The organism is Hallella absiana (genome assembly GCF_025457485.1).
Lineage (GTDB): Bacteria > Bacteroidota > Bacteroidia > Bacteroidales > Bacteroidaceae > Prevotella > Prevotella absiana.
Window position 1 is genome coordinate 185798 of record NZ_JAMXSP010000002.1, and the last position, 25769, is coordinate 211566.

A 25769-nucleotide genomic window follows, 5' to 3' on the forward strand; every position below is an offset into this window, starting at 1 on the left:
TACTTTTGTAGCATTCTATGGCTATACCTATAAATATAGAGAAGTTGCTCGGCGGGCCGATAGAAAACGAGCGAGTGAAGAATGTCGCATTGATGATGTTCTCCTATCATCCCGAGAAGTTCTTCCCTGGCACACAGATAGACATCGTCATTTATCCAAGAGGTAAGGATGACGACCCCGATAGAACTTATTTCATTATTTCTATCCCTTGCCACAGAGATTTTGTGACGGACGAGCTTATGGTGTATAAGAATGGCAATGTAGTAGGTAAAGTCTGGGTTACTAAGCTAGGTCAGAGCTATGTCGAAAGTGATGTAGAAGCTGCCATCGCATATATGGATAAAGCATTCAATACCAATATATTAGAATTGAATCCGACTATGTCGGAAGCTGGGTCAGCAGCTGGGTCAGTAACTGGGTTACTTGAAACTCTTAATGGTCGTGATTTATCATCCAGACTTTTACTTGAGAAGGCAGGGCTAACTTATCATAAATATAATAGAGACAGATATATTACTACGTTAGTAATCTGAATTTTCGATTAATTTGTAGCGATAACGCAAGCTGCAAAGCCAATTATCTATAAATCAGTTTATATTTAACTTATTATGTTTTGTCATTTCATTTATTATTGTTACATTTGTAGCGGTAATCAAAGATATAGCACAATGGCAAGGCCTATAAGCGATGAGACGGCTCACAAGGTGACGCTTCACATCAATAATGGATATAGATATGCTACACTACGTCCACGTGTAACGAATGAGGCAACCGGTAAGCGCATGAACAAAAGCATTCATTTAGGCACGGTGACCGAAAGCCTGAAGTTCATTCCAGGCAAGGCATACCTCTACATGCCTCCTGCCGAGCGAAAACAATTGGTATTCCCACAGGGATGGGATTTGAGTGAACTTGACTCTTTGCCAAGCACGAGGAAAGCAGGGAGACCCTCCTATAATGGAGACGCGCAGAACCGTCTGTATGGCGACGTGTGGCTTATGGAAAGAGTTGCAGAGAAGACCAAGATACGCGAGGACCTGGAGAAGGTGTTCGAGGGAAACAAGGAGAAAGTGGATGACATCATGACGCTTGCCATGTTCCCCTATATTTCCAGCTATTCTTACAGCAGGCTCGCTCGCTGGCAGAGATACACCAAGACTCCGTCCGCGCGCGTAATGTCTCCGGGAGACATTACCCGTCTTACGCAGTCAATCACTGAGAAAGACCGCCAGGCCTTATTGCGCCTTCGTTCAGAAAGAATTGGAAAGATGGAGCTCTGTGCTGTTGACTCCACAAGCAGGTCGGCTTACGGGAGCAGCCTGGCCGACATACGCTGGGGGCACAACAAGGAGAACATTGCCTTGGCGCAGACGAATGAAGTTGTAGTCTATACTCTCAGCAACCACATGCCCATCTATTACAGGTCGTTTCCCGGTAATATCCCTGACTCACGCACAATGGGTGTCATCCAGTCCGACCTGCGCTGTGCCGGTTTTACGAATTACGTAATGATAACGGACAGGGGCTATGGGACAGTGCAAATCCTTGAGGACAACATTCTTCATGACCAGTCCGCTATAATGTGTATGAAGACCGGCCACAAGTTTATCAGCGACAAAATAGACGGCCTTGGAGACTTCAATGTCCGTCCGGACGGAATGGAGATAGACCTTGACAGCAAGCTGTACTACAAGCAGTACGACATTGACTACAAGGTACATGGAAAGGGCAAGTACGAGAAGGCAGCAAGCAAGATGCGCCTGAATCTCTTCTTCAATCCGTCGTGGAGGAGCGAGGGGCAAATCAACATAGACATGAAGGTCGAAGGGCAGAGAAACAGTCTTCAGCAGATGATTGATGGCAAAGAGGAAGCCCCTGACGATGAGACACTTAAAAGGGACTTCTGCATGTTCGACGTAAAACTGGACAAGAAAAGACATGTCGTGTCGTTTGAGAAGAACGAGAAGAAGTACAACGACTCACTCAGACTTTTAGGGTTTGTCGCCATTGTAACGCTCGGGCTGGATCTGACGGCACCGCAAGCTCTGGCTCACTATAAATTGAGAGATGAGCAAGAGAAGTACTTCCAGCAGATGAAGACGGAGATGTGTTCTGACAGGCAAAGAAACTGGAGTGAAGACGGTAAGACCGGCAGGCTGTTCGTCTTGTTCGTCGGACTGGTCATCGGATCATATATCAGACACATCTGGAAGACGACAGGCCTTCACAGCATGTTCGCCTCTTCGCTTGACATGCTTGACGAGATGAGAAACATAAGATGTATCGAGCGGCAGGGGCATGCCACCAAGATAACGCCTTTTGTCGGGAAGCAGGTAGAGATTGCAAAGGCTTTTGGGATTGACATCCCAGTCGGGTGTGAACCGGGATACAAGTCGAAAAAGGTAGGGAGAAAAAGAGGAAGGCCAAAGAAAAACGAGTCGTAGTAGGTTATCGCTACAAACTAATTGAAAATTCAGAATATTAACGAATATCGAGAATATATTTTCTAAATATTCGGTTATCTTCTTTATTCCGCGTAGCGGAGCGTTAAACTCCAAAACAAAGTATGCACGTGAATGAGATAACTCTGTAATAATAATATGAACCAATATCCTTGAAGCTATACTCACACAGAGACACAGAGTCACAGAGTATCAGAGACAGACTCCTTATTATATACAGAGTTCACAGAGACGGCTTCACCGTAAAGAGTTCACGAAGCGAGCACATCGCAGGAGCTTCTATATTCTCTTTAAGGCGAAGCCGTCTCTGTGCTCTGAGTCACGAGTAAGTCTCCGTGGCTCTGTGTCTCTGTGTGAGCCCTACAAAAGCAAGCTAATTTGCAACATTAAAGTTTCTGACAAAACACCATCACCGCGGACTTCGCTTCCAGAAAGAACAGCGGCATAGAACAGACAGAAAAATGGAGTTTTTCGCAAAGAACAGAGAGACGAAACTGAGAAAACAGTTGTCTGACCCGATGAAATCGGTGGTTTGACCTCATCAAACAACCGAGATGACAAGGTCAAACAACTGAGATGATAAGCAGAAAACAGTACTTTGACGAGAAATCTACCCCTGATTTCTCCCCCAAAGTACTGTTTTTTATTTATCACGAAAGTCTGTATCTGCGTAACAAGTTATCCAACAGCAAGTTGCAGAAAACCGATCGAAATTCGTGATTTTCGGGCCCAAGGAGGACTTGCCGGCAAAAATCGCAGCCACGACAGAGGAAAATTGTCAGTTTATCCAACAAGACCGCTACGCCCCGACTTGCAGGAAGAAAAGGCCGGCATGGAGAAGTTATGTTACGAAAAAGCCATTGCAAGGTTATGCAATAAAACCTAATACTTGCATTTTAGTCCTATAATAATACATTATTATCACCATTTACTTTCATAACGAAACCGTTTTATCGAATATTATCATAATAAATCTTAATTAGAAAACACTTTTGGTCTACAAGCACTTATATTTGCAGTATGAACGATGCTTTACTTTGCAGTATAGCAAATACCATCAACCGAGTAATTAATCAACCGAAGTAGAAATGAATAGGAAAGTAATTCTAAAACTATTACCGTTATTGCTGCTGACAGTCCTGCTCTCAGGTTGCAATCGACAACCCAAATATGTCATAGGCGCCTCGCTGGCCGGAGCCGGCGACTGGTCTGCCAAGCTGTACGATGAGATCAAGACCGCCTGCTATCTGCGTCCCAACGTCACTCTCGACTTCCGCTCTGCCGGCGAGGACAACAAATTGCAGGAAGAGCAAATCGACTCGATGATCAACGCCCACGTCGACCTGATCATCATCTCGCCCGGCATCTTCCGTGACGACTCGCGCATGCTGCAACGGGCCAAAGCAGCCGGCATTCCCGTCATCGTTGTGGACCGACAAACCAATTCGCCGGACTACACAGCATATATCGGACGCAACGACGAGCAGTTAGGACGGATGATCGGAAACTATTTAGGCCAGGCGCGCAGAGGAAAACCGACTGCCATTCTTGAGGTTTCCGGCAGCCCAGGGTCTTCTCCGTCCATAGACCGCAGCCGTGGCTTCCGGCAGGCCATCGCCAAGTACCCCAACCTGCATATCGTGGCCACGGTGGGCGAGACGTGGAAACAGGATTCTGTCACCGAAAGAGGCAAGGAGTTCCTCAGAAGACACCCCAACCTGAAGTTTGACTGCGTCGTCGGACAAAGTGACAACTGCGCCATGAGCATGCGCAAGGCAATTGAGCAGACCGGCGGGCATCATGGAGTTACCTACTACGGTATCGACGGACTGCCAGGACCGAAAGGCGGACTGCAAATGGTGAAAGACGGCAAGATGGAGGCTACCGTCATCAATCCTACGCGCGGTTTCCAGGTAGTGGCCCTTGCAATGCATATTCTGAGCGGAAGTCCCTACAAACGCATCAACCTGCTGCACACCGCCGTAGTGGACAAAACCAACATTGGCGTGGTGATGAACCAACAAGAGCTGATAAATGACCAGGAAAAGCAGCTGAACAAGCAAAACAACATGCTTCTGCACTTCTATGAGCAATACAAGCACCAGCTGGTGTGTTTTCTGCTCAATGTCATCATCGTATTGCTAATTGCGTTTAGCTTCTATCTATATCACCGCATGACGGTACTCAGCCGACAGCAAGTCTTCAAGCTCGTCACGCTGCATCTGCAACACTATATGCAGGTGCAAGCCTTGCAAGGGCGGCTCACCATGTCGGACGCTTACGAATACGACAATGCTGAAAGCCACTTTATGTCAGTGCTGTTTGAAACCATTCTGAAGCATATCAACGACACCTCACTCAACACAAACACCATAGCGGAAGAGATGGGTATCAGCCCACAAAAGCTCACCGCAACGCTAAAAGGCATCGCCAACACAACTGTCGATCAAGCCATCGCCATCACACGAAAGTTCGTCGCGCTAAATAAGGTGAAGACAAACTTTGTATAAGACAACAACACAACCACGAAAAAAGCAGCGCACCTCTCCGGCAAACCGGAAGGTGCGCTGCACTTTTTTTACGAAATGAGCAGAGGTCTGTGCCTCTCACGGTCAGCCATCAGAACTGCCACCAGTGACGCTTGCGGGGAACGTCCTCGTAAGCCGCCTGGCCCATGCTCTCACGAATAACCTGCGCGTAGGACTTGTGCTCCGAGATCATGCGATAGATCTGCCCCCAGTCGGGCAGCCCACCGACGTTGCGGTCGTCGATGAAATAGTCGGCCTTGATCTTGCGGGAGAAGTGGTTGTTCTTCTCCCGCTCCTCCTCCGGATAATCACGGTTGACAGCCCAAAAGTCCACGCCACGCTCGTGGCACCAGTCCACGGCGTCCTGCAGGAGCTTGCCCTCGCGCACGCTCCACAGGATCAGCCTGTGATGGTCCTTTATCAGCATTCGCAACGTCTCGGTCGCGAACGGGCGCTCCTCGCCTATCTCTGGATAACGGTGCTCTACGATGGTACCGTCGAAATCAACTGCTATTGTTGCCATTGTATATCTTTATTGCTTGATGGAATCGTCCTTTTCGTTGCTGTAGTGGCTGTCCTTGTAGTCACCATAACTGCCATAGCTGCCGTAGTTGCCATAATTGCCATAGCTGCCGTAATGGCCATAGTGGCCGTAACTGCCGTAGCTGCCGTAGGTAGAGCGCAGATTGCGTGCATAGCGGCCATACTTGCCATACTTGCCGTAGCCGTAATAGTAGCCGTTTTTCTTCTTCGACATGTCGATGCCGTTGATGACTATGCTCATCTTTGGCATCTTCTTGCTGAAGGACAGTCCGTTGATCATCTCGAAGTTCTCCTTCGGAGTGTAGTCGGCACGGCAGACATAGACCGTGGTGTCGCACACCTTGGCAATCTGCAAGGTGTCGGTAACCAATCCCACAGGAGCCGTATCGACGATGATATAGTCGAAGTGCTGGCGCAGGAGGTCGAAGGTGATGCCAAGGCTCTTGCGTGTCACCAGCTCGGCCGGGTTTGGAGGCGTAGGACCGGCCATCAGCAGGGTCAGGTTCTTGTTCACCCCAGAGGGCAAGAGCTGCTTCTCCACATCCTCCCACGTCGGCGACTCCTTGACGAGCAGGTTGGTGATGCCATGGACGAAGTCGTCGATCTCGAAGAGATTGGCCAGACGGGGCTTGCGGATGTCAAGTCCCACAAGCAGCACACGCTTACCAAGCAGGGCAAACGACATGGCCAGGTTGGAAGCCACGAAGGTCTTGCCCTCGCCGGAGGTGGAAGAGGTGAACATGATGACCTTCTCGTCTTTCTCCAACATAAACTGTATATTGGTACGCATGGAGCGGAAGATCTCCTCCATCTGGTTGTTCATATTCTCGTGCACCACAATCTCGCCCTTGGTCTTGGCCGTATCCGACGACACGGCGATGTCGGCGATGATAGGCAGTGTGGTGAGCTTGGCCACGTCTTCGTGTCCCTCGATCTTGTAGCGGAAGAACTCAAGCAGGAAGAGAATGAGTGATGGAATGGCAAGGGCAAGCACCAATGCCACCAAAATGATGATTGCACCCTTCGGACTCACTTTCTTGCCGAGAGACGGGCCATCGATGAGTTTGCCCTTGTCGGCAGTAGCGGCCAGAGAGATAGAGTTTTCCTCGCGCTTCTGCAACAGCATCAAGTAGAGTCCGGACTTCACCTCCTGCTGCCGGCCAATCTGGGTGAGCATACGCTCCTGCTCGGGAGTCTCACCGACCTGTCCTTGATATTTGCCATATTCCACGGCGAGCGCGTTGCGCTGGATCTCCAGGCTCTTGCGTGCCTGAACGAGAGCACGGCGAATGGCACGCTCCATCTCAGAGATCTGTGATGTCAGAGGTATCACCGATGGAGAGTTCTCGCTGGCACTCTGCAACAGCAGGCTGCGCTTCTGCAACAGCTCGTTGTAGTTGCTGATAAGCGCTGTAGAGGCCTGGTCCTCCAGTCCCACGTTGGAAGGCAATGGCTGGAAGTGATTCTTAGGATTGTTCATGTAGCTCTGCATCTCAGAGATCAGCGCCACCTGCGTGTTGGCCTCGCTGAGTTTCTGCTGATATTCCGTAGCGTTGGTATAAGCTCCGGTAGCGTTGGTTTTCAACTCCACGACGTTGTTGCGGCGCTTGTAGCTTTCCAACTGCCCCTCGGTATTGCCCAGTTCGGCATTGATCTTCTCCAGTCGGCCGTTGATAAACTGCTCGGTGCGGCGGGCAATCTCGTTCTTGTCCTCATTGGCCTGCTGATTATAGCATATCGAAAGCTGCTGCACATAGTCCAGCGCACGCTGCGGATCTTCGTCGTTGAGGGTCAGCTGGGCGATGGTAGTGGTCTTGCTGGTCTGTGTAGCGGTGAGCTCATCCACATATTTATTCGCGGCCTTGAGAGGCGAATAGATAAAGACTCTTATACTTTCACCGTCCTTCATGGTGGCATACGTACTCTGCGTAAGGCTGATGGCGCCTACACGCGTATAGATGGTAGAGGGCAGTCCCTCTACGGTACGTTCAAAATCAAACGGTCCCTTGGACACCATCTTGTTGACAGGCACATAGCACTTGCCCAAGATCTTATAGCTGTTGCCCTCGCGGGTAATCTTCAACTCCACAGGCTTGTTGAGCTTGTAGAGATGGTTGGCATCCATATCCACATTGACAGGCTGCTGGCGATAGAGCAGCTCATCTTTCACCTTGCCGACAAAGTAATAGTCGACGTAGATCTTCATGTCCTTCACCACCTGCAGGGCAAGCGAGTGCGACGTGAGGATCTCCATCTCGTTGTCAAAACCATTGGAATTTGAGATCAAGCCCAGCGTCGCCGAGTTGAGCATGGCACTCTTGTTGGCAGAGTTGGGTGAGTCCTGGTTATTGTCCTTAATAAGAAGTTTGGCAGACACCTGATAGATAGGCGTGGCATAGCGCAGATAGGTAGCTGCCAAGCCCATACAGATGATGATAGAGAGTACAAACCATTTCCAGTTAAGCACAACAGCCGTGAAAATGGTGGCGAAGTTGATAGCAGACTTAGCCTCGTCAGGCTGCTGTAGCTGCTGCTGGTTGTCCAGTTCTGTTTCCGCGTTTAAGTTTTGTTCCATAAATCGTATGGTAAAAGAATCGTTGAATACAGTTGTCTATTAATTATCGTTCGCAAGCCTATTCGCCGGCCAGCTGCAACAGGTATTTGCCATAATCGTTTTTAGCCATCGGCTGTGCCACGGCCACGAGTTGCTCGCGTGTGATCCATCCTTGCTTGTAGGCGATCTCCTCCAGGCAGGCCACCTTCAGCCCCTGGCGCTTCTCGATGCACTCGATAAAGGTGCCGGCCTCTGACAGACTGTCGTGGGTGCCGGTGTCGAGCCAGGCGAAACCGCGCGGCAAGGCCTGCACGCGCAAGCGCTTCTGACCGAGATAGTCCTGATTGACAGACGTGATCTCCAGCTCGCCACGCTTGCTGGGCTTCACGGCCTTGGCGATGCGCACCACGTCGTTGGGATAGAAATAGAGACCTACCACGGCGTAGTTGCTCTTGGGATGCTGCGGCTTCTCCTCCAAGCTCAGGCAGTTGCCTTCCTTGTCGAGCTCGGCCACGCCATAGCGCTCCGGGTCATTGACATAGTAGCCAAACACCGTGGCCTTGTCGTGCCGCTCGGCTTGCTCCCTGCTGTGGCGCAGCAGTCCGGTAAAGCCCGCGCCATAGAAGATGTTGTCGCCTAAGACCAGACAGACGCTGTCATCGCCAATGAACTCTTCGCCGATGAGGAATGCTTGCGCGAGTCCATCGGGATGGGGCTGCTCGGCATACGAGATGCTCACACCCAACTCTGAGCCATCTCCCAACAGGCGCTTAAAGCCCGGCAAGTCGTAAGGGGTGGAGATGACAAGTATATCGCGAATTCCAGCCAACATCAGCACCGACAAGGGATAGTATATCATCGGCTTGTCAAAGACGGGAAGGAGTTGCTTACTAATACCTTTTGTAATAGGATACAAGCGTGTGCCTGAGCCGCCAGCTAAAACAATGCCTTTCATCACTTATCTTGAATTTGGTGTAATTAATAACCTTGGCACTCGGCAGACTTATGAACAAGCCACTTCACCCGCCTTGTGTTACGGATTATCAGTTGATATTACTGCGTTAATCGCTGCAAAGTTACGAAATATTATCGAAACATAGAGAGATTCATAGACTTTTATTTTGTCTTCTCGCTATATTATTGTATTTTTGCAGATGATTTACGACATACTCTAAAGTAATTTCAATAAATATGGGAATATTCTCCAAACTTTTTGGAAGGAAGGAACAAGAAAGCAAGACGGGCGGCATGGAAGACTACATGACGCTCGTGCGTGTATATTTTCAGGCTGCCTTAGCCGCTCAACTGGGCATCAGCAATCTGGCCATGTTGCCGGATCTCAGACTCTTTAAGTCGACGCTGCACGTGCCCACTCAGAACAACAAACTGGGTGTGGGCGAAAAAGGACATTGCCGCAAGATGATGATGGAGATCTATCACACCGACGAGCAGTTCTTCAAGGAAATCGACCAGAGCATCCGCCGCAACTGCAAGAAGTTGCAGGACGTGCAGGTGTATATGATCCAGTTCCAAAGTTTCTCTCAGGAACTGATGATGCTCATGGGCAACCTGATGAAGTTTAAGTTGCGCGTGCCCTCCATCTTCAAGAAGACCATCTACGCCATGACGGAGAAAACCGTCAGCGACATCTTCATGAAGAACGACTACAAGGATCCGAGCGTGATCAAATCGGTGCTGAATGTGCGCAAGCTCAACGCCCGCTTGAACTTCTCACAGAAGTGGGTGACCGACTTCACCTATCAGGTGATGATGCTGGCCAAGAAAGAGCCGCGCCCCAAGGATGAGGATGTGAAGAAGAAATAAATATAAGGAAAAGGCAAGCTCTCTGAGAAAAATGTTTCAGAAAGCTTGCTATTCTCACTAAAAATCTATAATTTTGCAGAAACAAGTATAGTCATGGATGCCAATGAGAAGATAATCAATACATTTGTGACACGTGTCAGACAACTGATGCTCCAATACGAGGAGCTGAAAAAGGAAAATGCGCGTCTGCACACTGTGATCGATGATAGAGATGCTTCCATCAGCCTGTTGCAAGAACAGCTGAAAAAGGCGGAGAGTGACTATCAGACGTTGAAAACCGCTCGTATGCTGCAAGTGAGCGATATGGACATGAGTCGCGCGAAAAAGTCTCTGTCCGCGCTCATCCGTGATGTCAACAAATGCATCACCATGCTGAGTAGCGAAAGTTCCGACAATGACAGAAGAAACTGATAAGATCACCATAAGGCTTCATATCTACGATACGGATATCAGCGTGACTGTGCCTCGGAAAGACGAAGCACTGTATCGCCGTGACGCGGAGTTGATCAATGAGCGTCTGAATGCTTATTACAACCAGTTCAAACGTTTCAAGAGCGATAAGGAAATCCACTACTTCGCCATGATCGACATAGGACTGAGGTTGCAAGAGATGCTTCAGCGCAATGACACCAAGCCATATAATGATTTGCTCACACAGCTTACTTCGGAAATTGAGGACGTTCTCGGGAGCGGGAAAGAAAACGATCAGGAGAGTAAATAATTATATGTCTAATCAACTAACAATATACAATTAACATACATGATAGTTACCATCATTACTGCCGTCGTTGCCCTGGCACTGGGCGCGCTGGCTGGTTTTTATTACTTCCGCCATATCGCGAAAGGTAAATATAATGAGATCCTGGATACTGCCCAAAAGGACGCAGACGTGATCAAAGAGAAAAAGCTCCTTGAGGTCAAGGAGAAGTTTCTGAATAAGAAAAGTGAGTTGGAAAAGGAAGTGCAGGCGCGCAACCAAAAGATCCAGCAAAACGAGAACCGACTGAAACAGCGCGAGATCTCCCTCAACCAGCGTCAGGAAGAATTGCAGCGCCGCAAACAGGAGGTGGAGCAAGGTCAGGTACGCATCGACAACGAGAAGAAGCTTATCACGCAGCGTCAAGCTGAGCTCGAAAAGATGCAGGAGCAGGAGCGTGCCAAGCTGGAGGAGCTCTCTGGACTCTCTGCCGAGGAAGCCAAGAAACGCCTCGTGGAGAGCATGAAGGACAAAGCCAAGATGGACGCGGCAGGCTATGTCAACGAGATCATGGACCAGGCGAAGCTCGACGCCAACATGAAGGCGAAGAAGATCGTCATCCAGACAATCCAGCGAGTAGCCACTGAGACGGCCATCGAAAATTCGGTCAGCGTCTTCCATATCGACAACGACGAGGTCAAAGGACGTATCATCGGTCGTGAGGGCCGCAACATCCGTGCCCTTGAGGCTGCCACCGGCGTGGAGATTGTCGTCGACGATACGCCTGAGAGCATCGTCATCTCGGCCTTCGATCCTATCCGCCGTGAGGTTTGCCGGTTGGCGCTTCACCAGCTCGTCGCCGACGGACGTATCCATCCCGCACGCATCGAGGAAGTTGTGGCTAAGGTCAAGAAGCAACTCGACAACGAGATCATCGAGACCGGAAAGCGCACGGTGATCGACTTGGGTATCCACGGACTGCATCCCGAACTGGTGCGTATCATCGGTAAGATGAAGTACCGCTCGTCCTACGGACAGAACCTGCTGCAGCACGCACGTGAGACGGCTAACCTCTGCTCCGTTATGGCTGCCGAGCTCGGACTCAATCCTAAGAAGGCAAAACGCGCAGGCCTGCTCCACGACATCGGCAAGGTGCCCGACGAGGAGAGCGAATTGCCCCACGCACTCTTAGGCGCTAAGATGGCCGAGAAATACAAAGAGAAACCTGACATCGTGAACGCCATCGCTGCTCACCACGACGAGGTGGAGATGCAGACGCTGTTGGCTCCTATCGTGCAGGTGTGCGATGCCATCTCCGGTGCCCGTCCCGGTGCCCGCCGCGAGATTGTTGAGGCTTACATCAAACGTCTCAATGACCTGGAAGCCATCGCCATGAGCTATCCGGGCGTGACGAAGACCTACGCCATCCAGGCCGGTCGTGAGCTCCGTGTCATCGTCGGCGCCGACAAGATGAGCGACGAGGACAGCACGAAACTCAGCAATGAGATTGCAGAGAAGATCCAAAACGAGATGACTTACCCCGGTCAGGTGAAGATCACCGTGATTCGTGAGACGCGTAGTGTAGCCTATGCAAAGTAATCATCATCGATAGAACGTACAAGCCTGCTATTGGTTTCAGAGAATACTCCGAAGCTAATGGCAGGCCTTTTTTTATTTCTTCAGTCATGGAACATCCTAAAGTAGCTGTAATCAATGAGGACACGCTTGCGCTGATCGGCATGAAGACATTGCTCGATCAGGTGATGCCAATCATGGAGACGCATACGTTTAACAACTTGGAAGAACTGTTGCAAGACGGTGAGGAACATTTTGTGCACTTCTTCGTTTCCCAGGCGGTGCTGCTCAACAACCGCGATTACTTCATGCAGCGGAGGTATCAGACCATCGTCTTCACGCCTACTGATGACCCGGCCGCACAACCGACAGGTTTTCATTGCATCTGTTGTCATCTGCCCGAAAAGCAGCTGGTCAGACGACTCTTGGCATTGGAGCAGCGTGCTCATGGACACGGACAGCATTTGCCACCGCAGTCCGTGCCTACGGTAGAGAAGAAATTATCGAAGCGTGAAATAGACGTGCTCAGACTTATTGTCAAGGGCTATATTAATAAGGAGATAGCCGACAAGCTCAACATTGGCCTGACGACGGTCATCACGCACCGCAAAAACATTGTCACCAAACTTGGCCGACGCAGCGTGTCGGCCTTGACGATCTATGCTGTGATGCACGGATACGTCGATGTCAGCAGCATCTAAGAGAGATAAAAAGGGGAAAAAGGAAAAAGGGAAAACGTAAGAGAGAAAAGAGGTAGAAAGGATAGACGATAACAGAAGAATATTGGAGAGTAGAGAAAGATGTCTATAGAAACTTTGCCAACAGGTGGGCAAACCATCCGCGGAACTTCTGCCAAGGCGTGCGCCAGGCGTTCCAGGACTCTTCTGTCAGTCGGAAAGAGTCCTTCTTCTCAGAGTTGAACAGTTGTATCAACTCGTTTGTTGTGCACGGATCAATGATCACGGCATTCTCCTCATAGTCCCAGGCCAGACTCCTGGCGTTGAGATTGGCGGAGCCTACCGTACAGAAGCGGCCGTCAACCATAATGATCTTGGTGTGATGAAAGCCGGGCTTATACATCCATACCGTGCAGCCATGCTTCATCAGCTGGTGGGCATTGTAGAAACCGCAGTCCGGAGTCAAGGGAATGTCGCTTTTCACGCTGAGCATGATCTCTACTTTCACGCCACGCTTCGCAGCGTTTTTCAGTGCCTTCTTGATTTTGTGGTTCAGCGTGAAATAGGGGTTGATGATCATGATGCTGTCCTGCGCATCGTTGATAGCGTGGGTGTAGAACTCCCTTATAATTTCGTTTGACGTGTGCGGCTCGCGGTTGATGATACCGACCATTTTGTTTCCGGCCGTGTCGCAGGTGTCGCGCTTGAGTCCATGGAAGTAGCTCACGTCGCCCAGTCCACGGTAGTATTGTGGTCCGTGGATGTTTTGTCCCGTCACCTTGTTCCATGTGCGCAGGAAGATCTCTTGCAGCGTGTTGACCTCTGTGCCCTCGATGCGGCAGTGCATGTCGTGCCAAGAACCCACCTGCTTCGTGCCTTTAATATAGTAGTCCGCCACGTTCATACCGCCGGTATAGGCGATTTTCCCGTCGATGACCACAATTTTTCTGTGGTCGCGCGCCCAGACATGGTTGACCCACGGAAAGCGTATCGGGTCAAACTCATAGATCTCGATGCCTTCCTCACGCAGCTTCTTGATGGGCTTACGGCGTAGGGGACGGTTGTTGCTGTCATTGCCAAAGCCGTCGAACATGGCTCTGACCTCTACGCCTTGTGCTGCTTTCTCGGCAAGTAAGTCGAAAAGGCAACGGGCTATGGAGTCGTTCCGAAAGTTGAAATACTCCAAATGTACGGAAGAACGTGCCTGTCTGATGGCTTTAAACAGGTCGTCGAATTTCTCCTGGCCGGTCATCAGCAGCGTCACGCTATTGTCGTGGGAGAAGGAAATACCGTCTTCTCTCAGTTGGCTGACCAGCATCGAGTCACTGCGCTGACACTCAGACTGGGACATATTGCTTTGGGCATGACAAGGCGTAATGCCTGTCAGCATGAAACACACTAATACCTTAAAGGATGATTCTCTCAAAATGATATAAGTAATTGATACTAAAACTACTGGTGTGAATACCGACTCTCATCGAGCCATTGTCATTCCGCGTGTTGGCTTCTTATGCTTTTACTGGTTGAGCAACGACGCGGCGTAGGAGTCTACAATCCCTAAGAGATGTTTCTCTTTGTCGCAGACGAGCACCGAATGGATCTTGTACTGGTGCATGACACGTTGTATCTCAGTTACCTTTGTCGATGGTGAGACGATCTTGGGCGTGCGGGTCATGATTTCGCTCACCGTATGATCGAAGAAACGGGCCTGCCATTTCTCCATGGCTCGGCGTATGTCGCCGTCGGTGATCAGTCCGACAACACGGTTGTCGCTGTCGAGCGACACGCCCATGCCCAGCAGTCCTTTCGAGACGTTGATGATGGCTTTGCCGAGGTTCATGTCTTCGGGGATGATCGGAAGGTCTTCTGTGCGCATGACATCCTCGGCTTTGGTCAACAGTCGCTTGCCGAGCTCGCCGCCCGGATGGAACTGCGCGAAGTCACGGGGGCGGAAGTCGCGCACCTGCATCAGCGCGATGGCGAGTGCGTCGCCCATCGCCAGTGCAGCCGTCGTGGAGGATGTGGGCGCAAGGTTGAGCGGACACGCCTCGTGATCAACAAACACTTTGATATGGATCTCTGAGTATTTGGCCAGCAGCGACTCGGGATTACGGCTCATACCAATGATGGGGACGTGCATGTGCAACAGAATTGGCACAAAACGCAACAACTCATCAGTCTGACCGGAATTGCTGATGGCCAGCACGATGTCGTCGGGTGTCATCACGCCGAGGTCGCCATGATAGGCATCAAGAGGATTGATGAAAAAGGCCGGAGTGCCCGTGGAGGACAGCGTAGCGGCAATCTTGGCGCCGACATTTCCACTTTTTCCTACTCCCGTGACAATGATCTTGCCACGGCAGCGATACATCATATCGACAGCTTTCTCAAAGTTTTCGTCGAGCTGGGGAATGAGATCAAGAACGGCCTGAGCCTCTTCACGCAGACAGCGTGCGGCATATTCTCTGGCATGATGCAATCGTTCTTCGGGCGTGGTCTTTACTTTTTCTGTTTTTATCTCTTTGTTCATCTGTTGTTCTCCTCTGAATGATGGTGACGCTTGTTGTTCTTGGTTGTTTATTTCAAAAGCGGCAGCAGAGTTGCTTCGAGCTTGTCCAGTTCTATCATATTGGCGGCGTCGGACAGTCCCTCATCAGGATTGGGATGTGTCTCGAAGAAATAGCCGGTGGCACCGAAAGCTTTTGCCGCAAGTGCCATGCTGGGTACAAATTTGCGGTCGCCGATCGTCTTGCCGTCTCCGGCAGAAGGGCGTTGCACGCTGTGGGTACAGTCCATGATCACCGTGGGCACGATGTCGAGCATGTCGGCGATGTTGCGGAAGTCTACGACAAGGTTATTGTAGCCAAAGCAGTTGCCGCGCTCGGTGAGCCACACCTCCTTGGCACCGCTGTCCTGTGCTTTTTCCACGGGATAGCGCATGTCGCGTCCCGAAAGGAACTGTGCCTTCTTGATGTTGACAATGCGTCCCGTCTTGGCGGCAGCCACGAGCAGGTCGGTCTGTCGGCACAGGAAAGCCGGAATCTGCAATACGTCACACACCTCACCGGCCGGCTCTGCTTGCCAAGCCTCATGGATGTCGGTGGTGATTCTCAACTGATATTTGCGCTTCACATCGGCCAGCATCTCCAGTCCGCGCTCCAGTCCCGGTCCACGGAATGAGTGGAGTGAGGTGCGATTGGCCTTATCAAATGAGGCCTTAAAAATAATATCGATGTCATATTTGGCGTTGAGTCTGACAAGCTCTTGCGCTACGGTGTCGAGCAAAGAGGCAGACTCGATGACACAAGGTCCGGCAATGACTACGGGTTTTTGCATGATCAACTGTCTTAGACTAAAACTGTGCAAAGTTACTAAGTTTTATCTGAAAGACCAAATTTATGGGAGAATACCTTATTATATATAAGGAATTCCAAACCGTAATCATGGCCGAGAAGGAGGCTATAAGTTGACAACAAGCCAAGAACTATGGTGTGAGCCTCCTGACGAGAAAAGAATAAAGCCGGTGATAATTTCAGTTTCTCGTAAAAACTCGCTACCTTTGCAAAGAGAAAAAATAGCAATGACGATGAACAAAAAAGATCTGAAAATCATATTCATGGGCACACCGGAGTTTGCCGTTGGCACGCTCCGCCGCTTAGTAGAGGATGGATACAATATCGTGGCTGTGGTCACGCAACCCGACAAGCCCGTCGGACGGCACCAAGATCACCTTCAGCCCTCTGAGGTCAAACGCTATGCAACAGAGCAGGGCATCCCGGTCTTGCAGCCTGTAAAAATGAAAGATCCCGCCTTTGTCGAGCAGTTGGCTGCTTATCATGCCGATCTGCAAGTGGTCGTAGCTTTCCGCATGTTGCCGGAGGTAGTCTGGTCCATGCCACGCTTCGGCACTTTCAATGTTCACGCTGCCTTACTTCCGCAGTATCGTGGCGCCGCGCCTATCAACTGGGCCATCATCAATGGCGAGACGATGACGGGCGTGACGACCTTTTTCCTTGACAAGGACATCGACACGGGACGCATTATCCTGCAAAAGAAATTCCCTATCCCTGACGACGCCGACGTGGAATACGTCTACGACGGACTGATGCATTTAGGCGCGGACATCGCGGAAGAGACGATCAACCTCGTACTCGATGGTGACGGACACGTTGACTCCACCGATCAAAACCAGCTGACAGCAACCGACTGTGAACTGCATCAGGCCCCGAAGATCTTCAAAGATACCTGCAAGATCGACTGGACGAAAAAAGCAAAGCAGGTCTATGACTTTGTCAGAGGCTTGTCCCCCTACCCTTGCGCCTGGACTACCATGCAACCGGCAAACGGAGAAACAGGCAAAGCCAACACTTACAAGATCTTCAAAACATCCAAGACCGGCATCGCCTGCACAGAGAAGCCCGGTACCGTCAGCGTGCGCAAGAACCAGCTGCTCGTCGCTTGCTCCGACGAATGGCTGTCGATAGAGGAATTGCAACCAGCCGGTAAGAAGCGTATGCCCGCCACCGCTTTCCTCAACGGTATCCATTCTGAACTGACCTGCATCTGATTATGCACTGCACAGCCGCCTTTCCGGTACGTTCTGTTCGTCGAATTATAATTCGACGCCGCCCGCAGTGCCCAATAGACAAAAAGAGCCGCCCCGTATGGAGCGGCTCTCTGTTTTCTGTCAAGCCTTGCTTAGATGTCCCAGCCCACAGCGGAAGCACCGAGCACAGCAGCTGAGCTGCCATCCAATCCGCTGACAAGGAACTTTGCCTTGCCCTTGAAGATAGGCAGTACATGCTCGTCGTAGCTCTTCTTGATAGGATCCATCAACAAATCACCAGCCTTAGTCAGACCACCAAAGAAGATGAAGGCCTCTGGAGAAGAGAAAGCTGCAAAGTCTGCACAAGCCTCACCAAGCATCTCACCCGTAAAGTCATAGATTTTCTTGGCCAACTTATCGCCCTTGCCGGCTGCAATGCTCACATCAAGAGAGGTGATGTCTTTCGGATTCAGATCACGCAGCAGAGATGGTGTGTCTGTTGTGTCAAGGAACTCACGTGCCGTACGTGCCACACCCGTTGCTGAGCAGTATGCTTCCAAACAACCATGGCGGCCACAGCCACAGAGACGTCCGTTCTCACGACGCATGATGACATGACCCAACTCACCGGCAAAGCCATCGCAACCATAGACCACCTTGCCATCAATGACAATACCGGAGCCTACACCTGTACCCAGCGTGATGTCGATGAAGTTCTTCATACCTCTTGCCACACCGTAAGTCATCTCACCGATAGCGGCTGCGTTGGCATCATTGGTCAGAGCCACGGGAATACCCAGCTCCTTGGAGAACATATCTGCCAATGGCACGATACCATTATGGCCCCAAGCCAAGTTTGGCGCAAATTCTATCGTGCCCTTGTAGTAGTTACCGTTAGGTGCGCCGATACCCATTGCCTTGATTTTGTCAATGCCGCCCACCTGATCAATGATTATATGAAGTGCCTCTACGGAAGCCTTCACATAGTCCTTCACCTTATCGTAACCCTGAGTCTTAATAGCTGTAGTTGCCTTGATGTCACCACGGCTGTCCACGATACCAAACACAGAGTTGGTACCACCGAGATCCAGTCCAATGACGTAAGGCTTCAATAATTCTTGCTCATTCATTGCTTTTGGTTTTATCGATTGTGTTTCTGTTGCAAAGATAATAAAACATTTGAAAACTCTACTACTTTGAGATGAATTTTAACTGATACCGCACAAAAAAGAGTCTTTTTACCATCACAGACACACACTTGACAAACGATTGAGACATATATTTTTCTAAAAACATTTGCATAGGACAAAAAGAATTGTTATCTTTGCTTGGAAAACGAACAACTATAAAATGACACAAGAAGAAGATATCAAAAACGCCGTGGAAGTGCTTCGCAGGGGAGGCGTCATCCTCTACCCCACTGACACGGTTTGGGGCATCGGCTGTGATGCTACGAATGCCGACGCAGTAGCACGCGTCTACCAAATCAAGCATCGCGACGATTCCAAGGCTCTCATCTGCCTCGTAGACTCTGATGCCCGCCTGCAACGCTATGTGCGCAACGTGCCTGCAGTAGCGTGGGATTTGCTCGATGCTGTTGTCAAGCCCACAACGATTATCCTCGACGGTGCCGTCAACCTGGCACCGAACCTTATCGCAGAAGACGGCAGCATCGCGCTGCGCATCACCAAAGAGCCTTTCTCGCACGAACTGTGCTATCGGTTCCAGAAAGCACTCGTCAGCACCAGCGCCAACATCAGCGGGCAGCCCGCTGCACAAAACTTTGCCGACATCGCGCCCGAACTTCTTGACGCTGTTGACTATGTCTGCTTCTCACGCCGCCAAGAGCATAAGCCACACACACCCAGTTCCATCATCAAACTTGGGCCGCAGGGAGAAGTGACCATCATCAGAAAATAACTTCGCAAAATACTGCTGATATATTCACGTCTGTAAAAACACAAATGAATATATGGCTACACATATTGTATAATAAGGTATAAGTTCTATAAAGTAAGAAGAAAGTGACTTTCAATCAAATCCTCGAGTGGAAAAACCACAACCTGACAGAGCGACAGATGACCAGCATACTGGCGTTCTTCATCGGCATATTCTCCGCTGTGGCAGCATACGTTCTGCATCAGCTCATCCACCTGATAGAGCGTCTGCTCACCGAGGATTTCCTGACCAATGCCGTCAACTGGCTTTATCTTGTCTTTCCAGTTATTGGTATCTGGCTCACCTCCTTATTTATAAAATACGTCGTTCGTGACAATATCTCACACGGTATCACCCGTGTTCTCTATGCCATCTCGACCAAGCGCTCATGTCTGAAGCGTCACAACTGCTGGTCGTCGGTGGTAGCCTCCGCCATTACCATCGGCTTTGGTGGATCTGTGGGTGCCGAGGCTCCTATCGTCTTGACGGGATCGGCCATCGGTTCCAATCTTGGACAGCTCTTCCACATGGACAAGCGCACGCTGATGCTACTGGTAGGCTGCGGTGCTGCGGCTGCTATCTCCGGCATCTTCAAAGCTCCTATCGCCGGTCTTGTCTTCACACTGGAAGTGCTGATGATTGACATGTCGATGGCTTCGCTGATCCCTATTCTGATTGCCAGCATCACTGCCGACATCTTTTCCTATGTCTTCACTGGCACCTCTACCCTCTTCAACTTTACGCTTCAATCGCCCTTCAGCGTAGAACGGGTACCGGCAAGCATATTGCTCGGACTGGTATGCGGTGTGATGAGCCTCTATTTCATGCGTGCCATGAATTTCTGTGAAGGACAGTTTGCCAAGATGAAACAGCATCCCTACCGAAAACTCTTCGTAGGAGGTATCACCCTGAGCACACTGATCTTCTTCTTCCCATCGCTCTATGGTGAAGGTTACACGACACTGGGGACATTCATTACCGGGAAAACTGTCACAGACTGGAGCCAAGTGATGAACGGCTCTTTGTTCTATGGTCACAACGAGCTGCTGCCTCTTTATATCGGCCTCGTCATGCTCACAAAGGTCATCGCCACGTCTTCTACCAATGGGGCAGGCGGTTGCGGTGGTACCTTCGCGCCGTCTCTGTTTGTAGGTGGCTTCGCAGGCTTTCTCTTTGCCCGGCTTTGGAACATGCAGCAGATTGGCGTTTATCTTCCCGAAAGCAACTACACGTTGCTCGGCATGGCAGGCGTCATGGCCGGTGTCATGCACGCTCCGCTGACCGGCATCTTCCTGATCGCCGAGATCACCGGTGGCTACCAACTCTTCGTTCCCTTGCTGATCGTATCTGTAGTCAGCGTGATGTTTATCAGCATCTTTGAGCCTCATTCCATCTACGCCATGCGATTGGCTCGTGAAGGAAAGCTCGTCACCCACCACACCGACAAGAGCGTACTCACGCTGATGAGTATGGACTCACTCATAGAGAAAGACTATGTCACCGTGCAACCCGACATGCTGTTGGGCAAGCTCGTCAACGTTCTTTCCAGCACCGACTATGATTTCTTGCCCGTAGTAGACACTGCCGGCCGGTTGATGGGAGAGATCGACATCAACAAGATTCGCCATATCGTTTTCCGACCGGAGCTCTATCAGAAGTTCCGCGTAGCGCAGCTGATGACTCCTGTACCCGCTATTCTCTATCGCAATGAGCCTATGGAGGATGTCATGCATAAGTTCGACGCCACCAACGCAGATGCCCTTCCCGTCGTTGACATCAATAACTGTCTGCAAGGCTACATCCTGCGCACACGCATGTTGAGAGCTTACCGACAACTGGTGGCTGACTTCTCTGCTGAATAACGGTAGGACAATAAAGCACACTGATTGCACGAAGAAAAAGACGAAATAACCTAATAGATGATGTTATATCGGATAAAATTCGTAACTTTGCAAGCTATATGATGCCGTTTTTACATATTGATCTGTTAGAGCTCATCCTGAAGGGACTACTCATCGGAATCATCGCCTCAGCACCTATGGGGCCGGTGGGCATACTCTGCATCCAACGCACACTCAACAAAGGGCGTTGGTATGGGTTCGTTACAGGCATTGGAGCAGCCGTGAGCGACATTATCTATGCACTCATCACAGGTTTGGGTATGAGCTTTGTCATGGATTTCATCACCAACCCTACCAACAAGTTCATCCTGCAACTCTCGGGTAGTATCGTCCTGCTGCTGTTTGGCATCTATTGTTTCAGAAGTGATCCACGGAAAAATATGCATAAGAGCAGTCAGAGCAAAGGTACATTATGGCACAATGCCCTCACCGCCTTTCTCGTGACCTTCTCTAATCCACTGATCATCTTTCTGTTCATTGCCTGCTATGCTCAGTTTGCCTTTGTTGTCCCGCACCACCCTGTGGAAATGACGCTTGGCTATATGAGTCTCATCTCCGGTGCTCTGCTGTGGTGGTACGGCTTGACATGGCTGGTAGATAAGGTGCGTGCTAAATTCGACATGAATGGCATTCAGATCATCAACCGCATCATCGGCGGTCTCGTCATCGTCTTTTCCTTTGCCATGCTCATCGGCACGGTGTTCAATCTCTACACCATACATTATTAGCTGCGACAACGACATGACGAACACCAATATCGGAGAATACGACTATAAACAGTATTTCAGAATCCCTCAACAGACATCTTTCATCAACAAAATCTTTCAAGCATGTATATCGCAAAGAAAATAAAGGAAAAATCCATTGCAGAATATCTGCTCTATATGTGGCAGATGGAAGACCTGATCAGAGCATACGGTTGCTCTCTGTCGCGCATTAGAAAGGAATATATCGACAAATTTGATTATACCCCCGAGCAAAAGGACGAAGAAGCCGACTGGTTTGGCAATCTCATACGCATGATGAACGAAGAAGGTTGCCGCGAGAAAGGGCATCTTCAAATCAACCAGGTGATCATCGGTGACCTCTTTGACTTGCATTGCCAACTGCTCGACTCCAACAAGTTCCCGTTCTATAATGCGGAATACTACAAGGTATTGCCGTTCATCGTGGAACTGCGGCAGAAAGGCGACAAAAATGTCAATGAGATAGAGACTTGTCTTGATGCGCTCTATGGCGTAATGATGCTCAGACTGCAACAAAAAGAAGTCTCACCCGAGACCGACCATGCCATCAAAGAGATTTCTACATTCATTGGGATGCTTTCCGACTATTACATCAAAGACAGAACTGAAGGCATCGACTTCGGAGAACAAGAATAAAAGATAAACACAATATGAATATTCTGGTAACAGGCGCTAATGGGCAGCTCGGCAACGAGATGCAGATCGTCAGCAAAGCAAGCTCAAAGGATAAATATATCTTCACAGATGTCTGTGACGGCTATACTCACCTCGACATCACCAACATTGATGCCATCCGCCAGATGGTGAAGGACAATGATGTGAAATGCATCATCAACTGTGCAGCATGGACAAATGTCGACAAGGCAGAGACAGCAGGCGAAATCGTGGAAACGCTCAACGCTACAGCTCCTGAGAATCTCGCCAAAGTGATGAAGGAAGTAGAAGGTCTGCTCGTGCATATCTCCACCGACTATGTCTTCGGCGGCGACCCTTACAACACACCATGCCGCGAGGATCAGAAGGGAACGCCAACAGGCGTCTATGGCCTTACCAAGCTGCATGGCGAGCAAAAGATTCAGGCTACCGGCGTCGACTACATCATTCTGCGCACCGCCTGGCTCTACTCAGAGTTCGGTCACAACTTCGTAAAAACAATGCTCAACCTCACGGCTACTCACCCTCAGCTGAAGGTGGTCTTCGACCAATGCGGCACACCAACCTATGCCGGAGACTTGGCTAACACCATCTTCGACATCGTAGAGAACCGTAAGTACAAAGGCAATAGCGGCATCTATCACTTCAGCAACGAGGGAGTCACTTCTTGGTATGACTTCACCAAGGCTATCGCTGCACTGGCCGGGCACAACGACTGCGACATTCAGCCATGCCACAGCGATGAGTTCCCCTCACCCGTCAAGCGCCCTGCCTACAGCGTTCTTGACAAGACAAAGATCAAAACAACCTTCCACACAGCCATTCCTTACTGGCTTGACTCGCTGAAAAAGTGTATGGCTAATATGAACGAAATCAAGAAGTAATCATTATATGAACGAAATACAACGTCGGCGCACATTCGCCATCATCTCTCACCCTGATGCCGGTAAGACTACACTCACCGAGAAGTTCCTGCTCTTCGGTGGTCAGATACAAGTAGCCGGTGCCGTTAAGAACAACAAGATACGCAAGACTGCCACCTCCGACTGGATGGATATTGAGAAGCAGCGTGGTATCTCTGTGTCTACATCTGTCATGGAGTTCGACTATCTGCCCGAAGGTCAGGAGGGCGAACCCTATAAGGTCAACATTCTGGATACGCCGGGTCACCAGGACTTTGCGGAAGACACTTACCGCACGCTTACCGCCGTCGACTCCGCCATCATCGTCGTAGACTCTGCAAAAGGTGTGGAGGCTCAGACTCGCAAACTGATGGAGGTATGCCGTATGCGCAACACGCCGGTGATCATCTTCATCAATAAGATGGACCGCGAAGGCCGTGATCCTTTCGATCTGCTCGACGAGTTGGAGGAAGAACTCCACATCCACGTGCGTCCGCTGTCGTGGCCTATCGGTCAGGGAGCTAAGTTCAAAGGCGTCTACAACATCTATGAGCAGCAGCTCAACCTGTTCAAGCCCAACAAGCAGCGCGTCACCGAGAAAGTCGCCGTGGACATCAACTCCCAAGATCTCGACCAGCACGTGGGTAGCCAAGAGGCCGAGCAACTGCGCAACGACCTGGAACTGATCGACGGTGTCTACCCTGAATTCGACGCAGAAGACTATCGCAAGGCTGAGACCGCACCTGTCTTCTTCGGTTCCGCGCTGAACAACTTCGGTGTGCAAGAGCTGCTCAACTGCTTCGTAGAGATCGCCCCGAGCCCACGTCCCACCAAGGCTGAGGAGCGCATGGTGGAGCCGTCAGAGCCGAAGTTCACTGGTTTCATCTTTAAGATCACAGCCAACATCGATCCCAACCACCGCTCCTGTATCGCTTTCTGCAAAGTCTGCTCAGGCAAGTTTGTACGCAATCAGCCCTATCTGCATGTGCGTTTGGGCAAAACCGTACGTTTCTCCTCTCCAACACAGTTCATGGCACAGCGCAAGAGCACAGTCGATGAGGCATGGCCGGGCGACATCGTGGGACTGCCAGACAATGGCATCTTCAAGATTGGCGACACGCTCACTGAGGGCGAGCAACTGCATTTCCGTGGTCTGCCTTCATTCTCACCGGAGCTCTTTAAGTATATTGAGAACGACGATCCTATGAAGTCCAAGCAGTTTGTCAAGGGCATCACGCAACTCATGGACGAAGGTGTGGCCCAGCTCTTTGTCAACCAGTTCAACAACCGACGTATCATCGGCACTGTGGGTCAGTTGCAGTTCGAGGTCATCCAATACCGTTTGGAGCATGAGTACAACGCCAAGTGCCGCTGGGAGCCGTTGCATCTCTACAAAGCCTGCTGGATTGAGGCTGATGATCCTGCCGAGCTTGACAACTTCAAGAAGCGCAAATATCAGTACATGGCCAAAGACACTGAGGGCCGCGACGTCTTCCTTGCCGACTCTTCTTATATATTGAGCATGGCCCAGCAAGACTTCCCGCACATCAAGTTCCACTTCACCTCCGAATTCTAATTGGCTTACAACAACGCTTAGCACCATGCAAACAGAGAACAACATAATGTATACCGAGGACGAGACCAGCCCTTGGTACGCCTTAAGATTATTCTCCCTGAAGCAGCAAGCGATAAATGACGAACTCAAGCGAAAAGGCTTCACGACATTCATTCCGATGGAAACCGTCGATGTCATTGATAGAGACAACAAACTCCATCACGAACTGAGACCAGTAGTGCACAACCTGATCTTTGTCAGAAAGGCAATGGAAGAATCGGAATTCCAGAAGATGCTCATCGCCATGCCCTACAAACTAAGTGTCATCAAGAAAGGACGCGACTCTAAAGAGATGGCAGAGATTCCCGCAAAGGAGATGCATGAGTTTCAGCTGATGTGCGACCCTAAACTCGCAGAAAAGAAGTATATCGCAGAAGAAAGTGCTAAGCTCAAGACAGGAACGACAGTTCTCGTCACCCACGGACCTTTGAAGGGACTGACAGGCAAACTCATTCGCATCAACAAGAAATACTATCTTCTGAAAGACGTGCCGGGAATTGCTGTCATGCTCAAGGTCACTCGCTGGTGTTGCCAACCATTAAACAATAAGACATAAGTGAGCCGACGCTTGCATATATGTTCATGCTCAAAGTAAGATACCTTCATG

23 protein-coding genes are annotated in these 25769 nt (G+C 50.2%); 16 read left to right on the forward strand and 7 right to left on the reverse strand.

Translation table 11 applies throughout. The features are described from left to right. The first annotated feature begins 17 nt into the window (after nucleotides 1-17). The 3 genes from NG346_RS01785 (at nucleotide 18) to NG346_RS01795 (ending at nucleotide 4972) form a co-directional block, all read left to right on the forward strand. On the forward strand, nucleotides 18-533 hold the full coding sequence (locus NG346_RS01785) for a hypothetical protein (protein WP_262279079.1): 516 nt from the start codon (nucleotides 18-20) through the stop codon (nucleotides 531-533). A gap of 135 nt (nucleotides 534-668) precedes the next feature. Then, nucleotides 669-2444 (forward strand): IS1634 family transposase, encoded by a 1776-nt coding sequence (locus NG346_RS01790; protein ID WP_262279080.1) that lies wholly within the window; start codon nucleotides 669-671, stop codon nucleotides 2442-2444. A 1106-nt stretch (nucleotides 2445-3550) separates the two neighbouring features. Next, complete coding sequence (locus NG346_RS01795) at nucleotides 3551-4972, forward strand: substrate-binding domain-containing protein (RefSeq protein WP_262279081.1); 1422 nt, start codon at nucleotides 3551-3553, stop codon at nucleotides 4970-4972. Between the two features lie 109 nt (nucleotides 4973-5081). Here the strand turns inward: NG346_RS01795 and NG346_RS01800 are convergent, their stop codons facing one another. The 3 genes from NG346_RS01800 to rfbA are packed head-to-tail and all read right to left on the reverse strand — an operon-like array spanning nucleotide 5082 to nucleotide 9042. After that, on the reverse strand, nucleotides 5082-5513 hold the full coding sequence (locus NG346_RS01800; protein ID WP_262279082.1) for a BT0820 family HAD-type phosphatase: 432 nt from the start codon (nucleotides 5511-5513) through the stop codon (nucleotides 5082-5084). A gap of 9 nt (nucleotides 5514-5522) precedes the next feature. Next, nucleotides 5523-8108: a GumC family protein gene (locus NG346_RS01805; RefSeq protein WP_262279083.1), complete on the reverse strand. Its 2586-nt coding sequence runs from the start codon at nucleotides 8106-8108 to the stop codon at nucleotides 5523-5525. Nucleotides 8109-8166: 58 nt separating this feature from the next. After that, on the reverse strand, nucleotides 8167-9042 hold the full coding sequence (gene rfbA / locus NG346_RS01810; protein ID WP_262279084.1) for a glucose-1-phosphate thymidylyltransferase RfbA: 876 nt from the start codon (nucleotides 9040-9042) through the stop codon (nucleotides 8167-8169). A gap of 236 nt (nucleotides 9043-9278) precedes the next feature. Here rfbA and NG346_RS01815 point away from each other — a divergent pair, with 236 nt between their 5' ends. The 5 genes from NG346_RS01815 to NG346_RS01835 all read left to right on the forward strand — a co-directional run bounded on the left by NG346_RS01815 (nucleotide 9279) and on the right by NG346_RS01835 (nucleotide 12884). Further along, the gene (locus tag NG346_RS01815; RefSeq protein ID WP_262279085.1) at nucleotides 9279-9911 is read left to right on the forward strand and encodes a hypothetical protein; all 633 of its coding nucleotides are present in this window, start codon (nucleotides 9279-9281) and stop codon (nucleotides 9909-9911) included. 93 nt (nucleotides 9912-10004) lie between these two features. After that, nucleotides 10005-10322: a hypothetical protein gene (locus NG346_RS01820; RefSeq protein WP_262279086.1), complete on the forward strand. Its 318-nt coding sequence runs from the start codon at nucleotides 10005-10007 to the stop codon at nucleotides 10320-10322. Further along, nucleotides 10306-10632 carry a cell division protein ZapA gene (gene zapA, locus NG346_RS01825; protein WP_262279087.1) on the forward strand — a complete coding sequence of 109 codons (327 nt, stop codon included), beginning with the start codon at nucleotides 10306-10308 and terminating at the stop codon, nucleotides 10630-10632. Before NG346_RS01820 ends, zapA begins: the two co-directional genes overlap by 17 nt. Nucleotides 10633-10671: 39 nt before the next feature. Then, complete coding sequence (gene rny, locus NG346_RS01830) at nucleotides 10672-12207, forward strand: ribonuclease Y (RefSeq protein ID WP_262279088.1); 1536 nt, start codon at nucleotides 10672-10674, stop codon at nucleotides 12205-12207. An 86-nt stretch (nucleotides 12208-12293) separates the two neighbouring features. Continuing rightward, nucleotides 12294-12884, forward strand: coding sequence for a helix-turn-helix transcriptional regulator (locus tag NG346_RS01835; protein WP_262279089.1), 591 nt, complete (start codon nucleotides 12294-12296; stop codon nucleotides 12882-12884). A gap of 103 nt (nucleotides 12885-12987) precedes the next feature. Here NG346_RS01835 and cls read toward each other — a convergent pair whose 3' ends face one another. From cls to kdsA, 3 genes are all read right to left on the reverse strand, one after another. Further along, nucleotides 12988-14250, reverse strand: coding sequence for a cardiolipin synthase (gene cls, locus NG346_RS01840; RefSeq protein WP_396266677.1), 1263 nt, complete (start codon nucleotides 14248-14250; stop codon nucleotides 12988-12990). Between the two features lie 126 nt (nucleotides 14251-14376). Beyond that, entirely contained in the window at nucleotides 14377-15390 is a 1014-nt protein-coding gene (locus NG346_RS01845) for a KpsF/GutQ family sugar-phosphate isomerase (RefSeq protein WP_262279091.1), read from the reverse strand. Between the two features lie 47 nt (nucleotides 15391-15437). Then, nucleotides 15438-16196: a 3-deoxy-8-phosphooctulonate synthase gene (gene kdsA / locus NG346_RS01850; RefSeq protein ID WP_262279092.1), complete on the reverse strand. Its 759-nt coding sequence runs from the start codon at nucleotides 16194-16196 to the stop codon at nucleotides 15438-15440. Between the two features lie 250 nt (nucleotides 16197-16446). Here kdsA and fmt point away from each other — a divergent pair, with 250 nt between their 5' ends. Beyond that, nucleotides 16447-17427, forward strand: a complete 981-nt coding sequence (fmt, locus tag NG346_RS01855) for a methionyl-tRNA formyltransferase (RefSeq protein ID WP_262279093.1) — start codon at nucleotides 16447-16449, stop codon at nucleotides 17425-17427. A 131-nt stretch (nucleotides 17428-17558) separates the two neighbouring features. Here the strand turns inward: fmt and NG346_RS01860 are convergent, their stop codons facing one another. Continuing rightward, entirely contained in the window at nucleotides 17559-18536 is a 978-nt protein-coding gene (locus tag NG346_RS01860; protein WP_262279094.1) for an ROK family protein, read from the reverse strand. A 220-nt stretch (nucleotides 18537-18756) separates the two neighbouring features. Between NG346_RS01860 and NG346_RS01865 the strand changes: the two genes are divergently transcribed. From NG346_RS01865 to NG346_RS01895, 7 genes are all read left to right on the forward strand, one after another. Further along, complete coding sequence (locus NG346_RS01865; RefSeq protein ID WP_262279095.1) at nucleotides 18757-19326, forward strand: L-threonylcarbamoyladenylate synthase; 570 nt, start codon at nucleotides 18757-18759, stop codon at nucleotides 19324-19326. A gap of 158 nt (nucleotides 19327-19484) precedes the next feature. Beyond that, entirely contained in the window at nucleotides 19485-21206 is a 1722-nt protein-coding gene (locus NG346_RS01870) for a chloride channel protein (RefSeq protein ID WP_262279125.1), read from the forward strand. Nucleotides 21207-21304: 98 nt separating this feature from the next. Next, nucleotides 21305-21973 (forward strand): LysE family translocator, encoded by a 669-nt coding sequence (locus NG346_RS01875; RefSeq protein WP_396266678.1) that lies wholly within the window; start codon nucleotides 21305-21307, stop codon nucleotides 21971-21973. A gap of 102 nt (nucleotides 21974-22075) precedes the next feature. Continuing rightward, nucleotides 22076-22627, forward strand: coding sequence for a DUF4924 family protein (locus NG346_RS01880; RefSeq protein ID WP_262279096.1), 552 nt, complete (start codon nucleotides 22076-22078; stop codon nucleotides 22625-22627). A 14-nt stretch (nucleotides 22628-22641) separates the two neighbouring features. After that, on the forward strand, nucleotides 22642-23529 hold the full coding sequence (gene rfbD / locus NG346_RS01885) for a dTDP-4-dehydrorhamnose reductase (RefSeq protein WP_262279097.1): 888 nt from the start codon (nucleotides 22642-22644) through the stop codon (nucleotides 23527-23529). 7 nt (nucleotides 23530-23536) lie between these two features. Then, nucleotides 23537-25123 (forward strand): peptide chain release factor 3, encoded by a 1587-nt coding sequence (locus NG346_RS01890; protein ID WP_262279098.1) that lies wholly within the window; start codon nucleotides 23537-23539, stop codon nucleotides 25121-25123. 25 nt (nucleotides 25124-25148) lie between these two features. Further along, a complete protein-coding gene (locus NG346_RS01895) occupies nucleotides 25149-25718 on the forward strand; it encodes a UpxY family transcription antiterminator (protein WP_262279099.1) in 570 nt (189 codons plus the stop codon). Nucleotides 25719-25769 lie beyond the last annotated feature (51 nt).

Coding starts and splice junctions, on each gene's coding strand:
- rfbA (WP_262279084.1), bottom strand. CDS start 9,042: ATGAAAGGCATTGTTTTAGCTGGCGGCTCAGGCACACGCTTGTATCCT.
- NG346_RS01815 (WP_262279085.1), top strand. CDS start 9,279: ATGGGAATATTCTCCAAACTTTTTGGAAGGAAGGAACAAGAAAGCAAG.
- kdsA (WP_262279092.1), bottom strand. CDS start 16,196: ATGCAAAAACCCGTAGTCATTGCCGGACCTTGTGTCATCGAGTCTGCC.
- rfbD (WP_262279097.1), top strand. CDS start 22,642: ATGAATATTCTGGTAACAGGCGCTAATGGGCAGCTCGGCAACGAGATG.
- NG346_RS01845 (WP_262279091.1), bottom strand. CDS start 15,390: ATGAACAAAGAGATAAAAACAGAAAAAGTAAAGACCACGCCCGAAGAA.
- NG346_RS01805 (WP_262279083.1), bottom strand. CDS start 8,108: ATGGAACAAAACTTAAACGCGGAAACAGAACTGGACAACCAGCAGCAG.
- NG346_RS01860 (WP_262279094.1), bottom strand. CDS start 18,536: ATGAATGAGCAAGAATTATTGAAGCCTTACGTCATTGGACTGGATCTC.
- fmt (WP_262279093.1), top strand. CDS start 16,447: ATGAACAAAAAAGATCTGAAAATCATATTCATGGGCACACCGGAGTTT.
- NG346_RS01835 (WP_262279089.1), top strand. CDS start 12,294: ATGGAACATCCTAAAGTAGCTGTAATCAATGAGGACACGCTTGCGCTG.
- NG346_RS01820 (WP_262279086.1), top strand. CDS start 10,005: ATGGATGCCAATGAGAAGATAATCAATACATTTGTGACACGTGTCAGA.
- NG346_RS01870 (WP_262279125.1), top strand. CDS start 19,485: ATGACCAGCATACTGGCGTTCTTCATCGGCATATTCTCCGCTGTGGCA.
- NG346_RS01790 (WP_262279080.1), top strand. CDS start 669: ATGGCAAGGCCTATAAGCGATGAGACGGCTCACAAGGTGACGCTTCAC.
- cls (WP_396266677.1), bottom strand. CDS start 14,250: ATGCTGACAGGCATTACGCCTTGTCATGCCCAAAGCAATATGTCCCAG.
- NG346_RS01785 (WP_262279079.1), top strand. CDS start 18: ATGGCTATACCTATAAATATAGAGAAGTTGCTCGGCGGGCCGATAGAA.
- NG346_RS01865 (WP_262279095.1), top strand. CDS start 18,757: ATGACACAAGAAGAAGATATCAAAAACGCCGTGGAAGTGCTTCGCAGG.
- NG346_RS01895 (WP_262279099.1), top strand. CDS start 25,149: ATGCAAACAGAGAACAACATAATGTATACCGAGGACGAGACCAGCCCT.
- rny (WP_262279088.1), top strand. CDS start 10,672: ATGATAGTTACCATCATTACTGCCGTCGTTGCCCTGGCACTGGGCGCG.
- NG346_RS01880 (WP_262279096.1), top strand. CDS start 22,076: ATGTATATCGCAAAGAAAATAAAGGAAAAATCCATTGCAGAATATCTG.
- NG346_RS01890 (WP_262279098.1), top strand. CDS start 23,537: ATGAACGAAATACAACGTCGGCGCACATTCGCCATCATCTCTCACCCT.
- NG346_RS01875 (WP_396266678.1), top strand. CDS start 21,305: ATGATGCCGTTTTTACATATTGATCTGTTAGAGCTCATCCTGAAGGGA.
- NG346_RS01795 (WP_262279081.1), top strand. CDS start 3,551: ATGAATAGGAAAGTAATTCTAAAACTATTACCGTTATTGCTGCTGACA.
- NG346_RS01800 (WP_262279082.1), bottom strand. CDS start 5,513: ATGGCAACAATAGCAGTTGATTTCGACGGTACCATCGTAGAGCACCGT.
- zapA (WP_262279087.1), top strand. CDS start 10,306: ATGACAGAAGAAACTGATAAGATCACCATAAGGCTTCATATCTACGAT.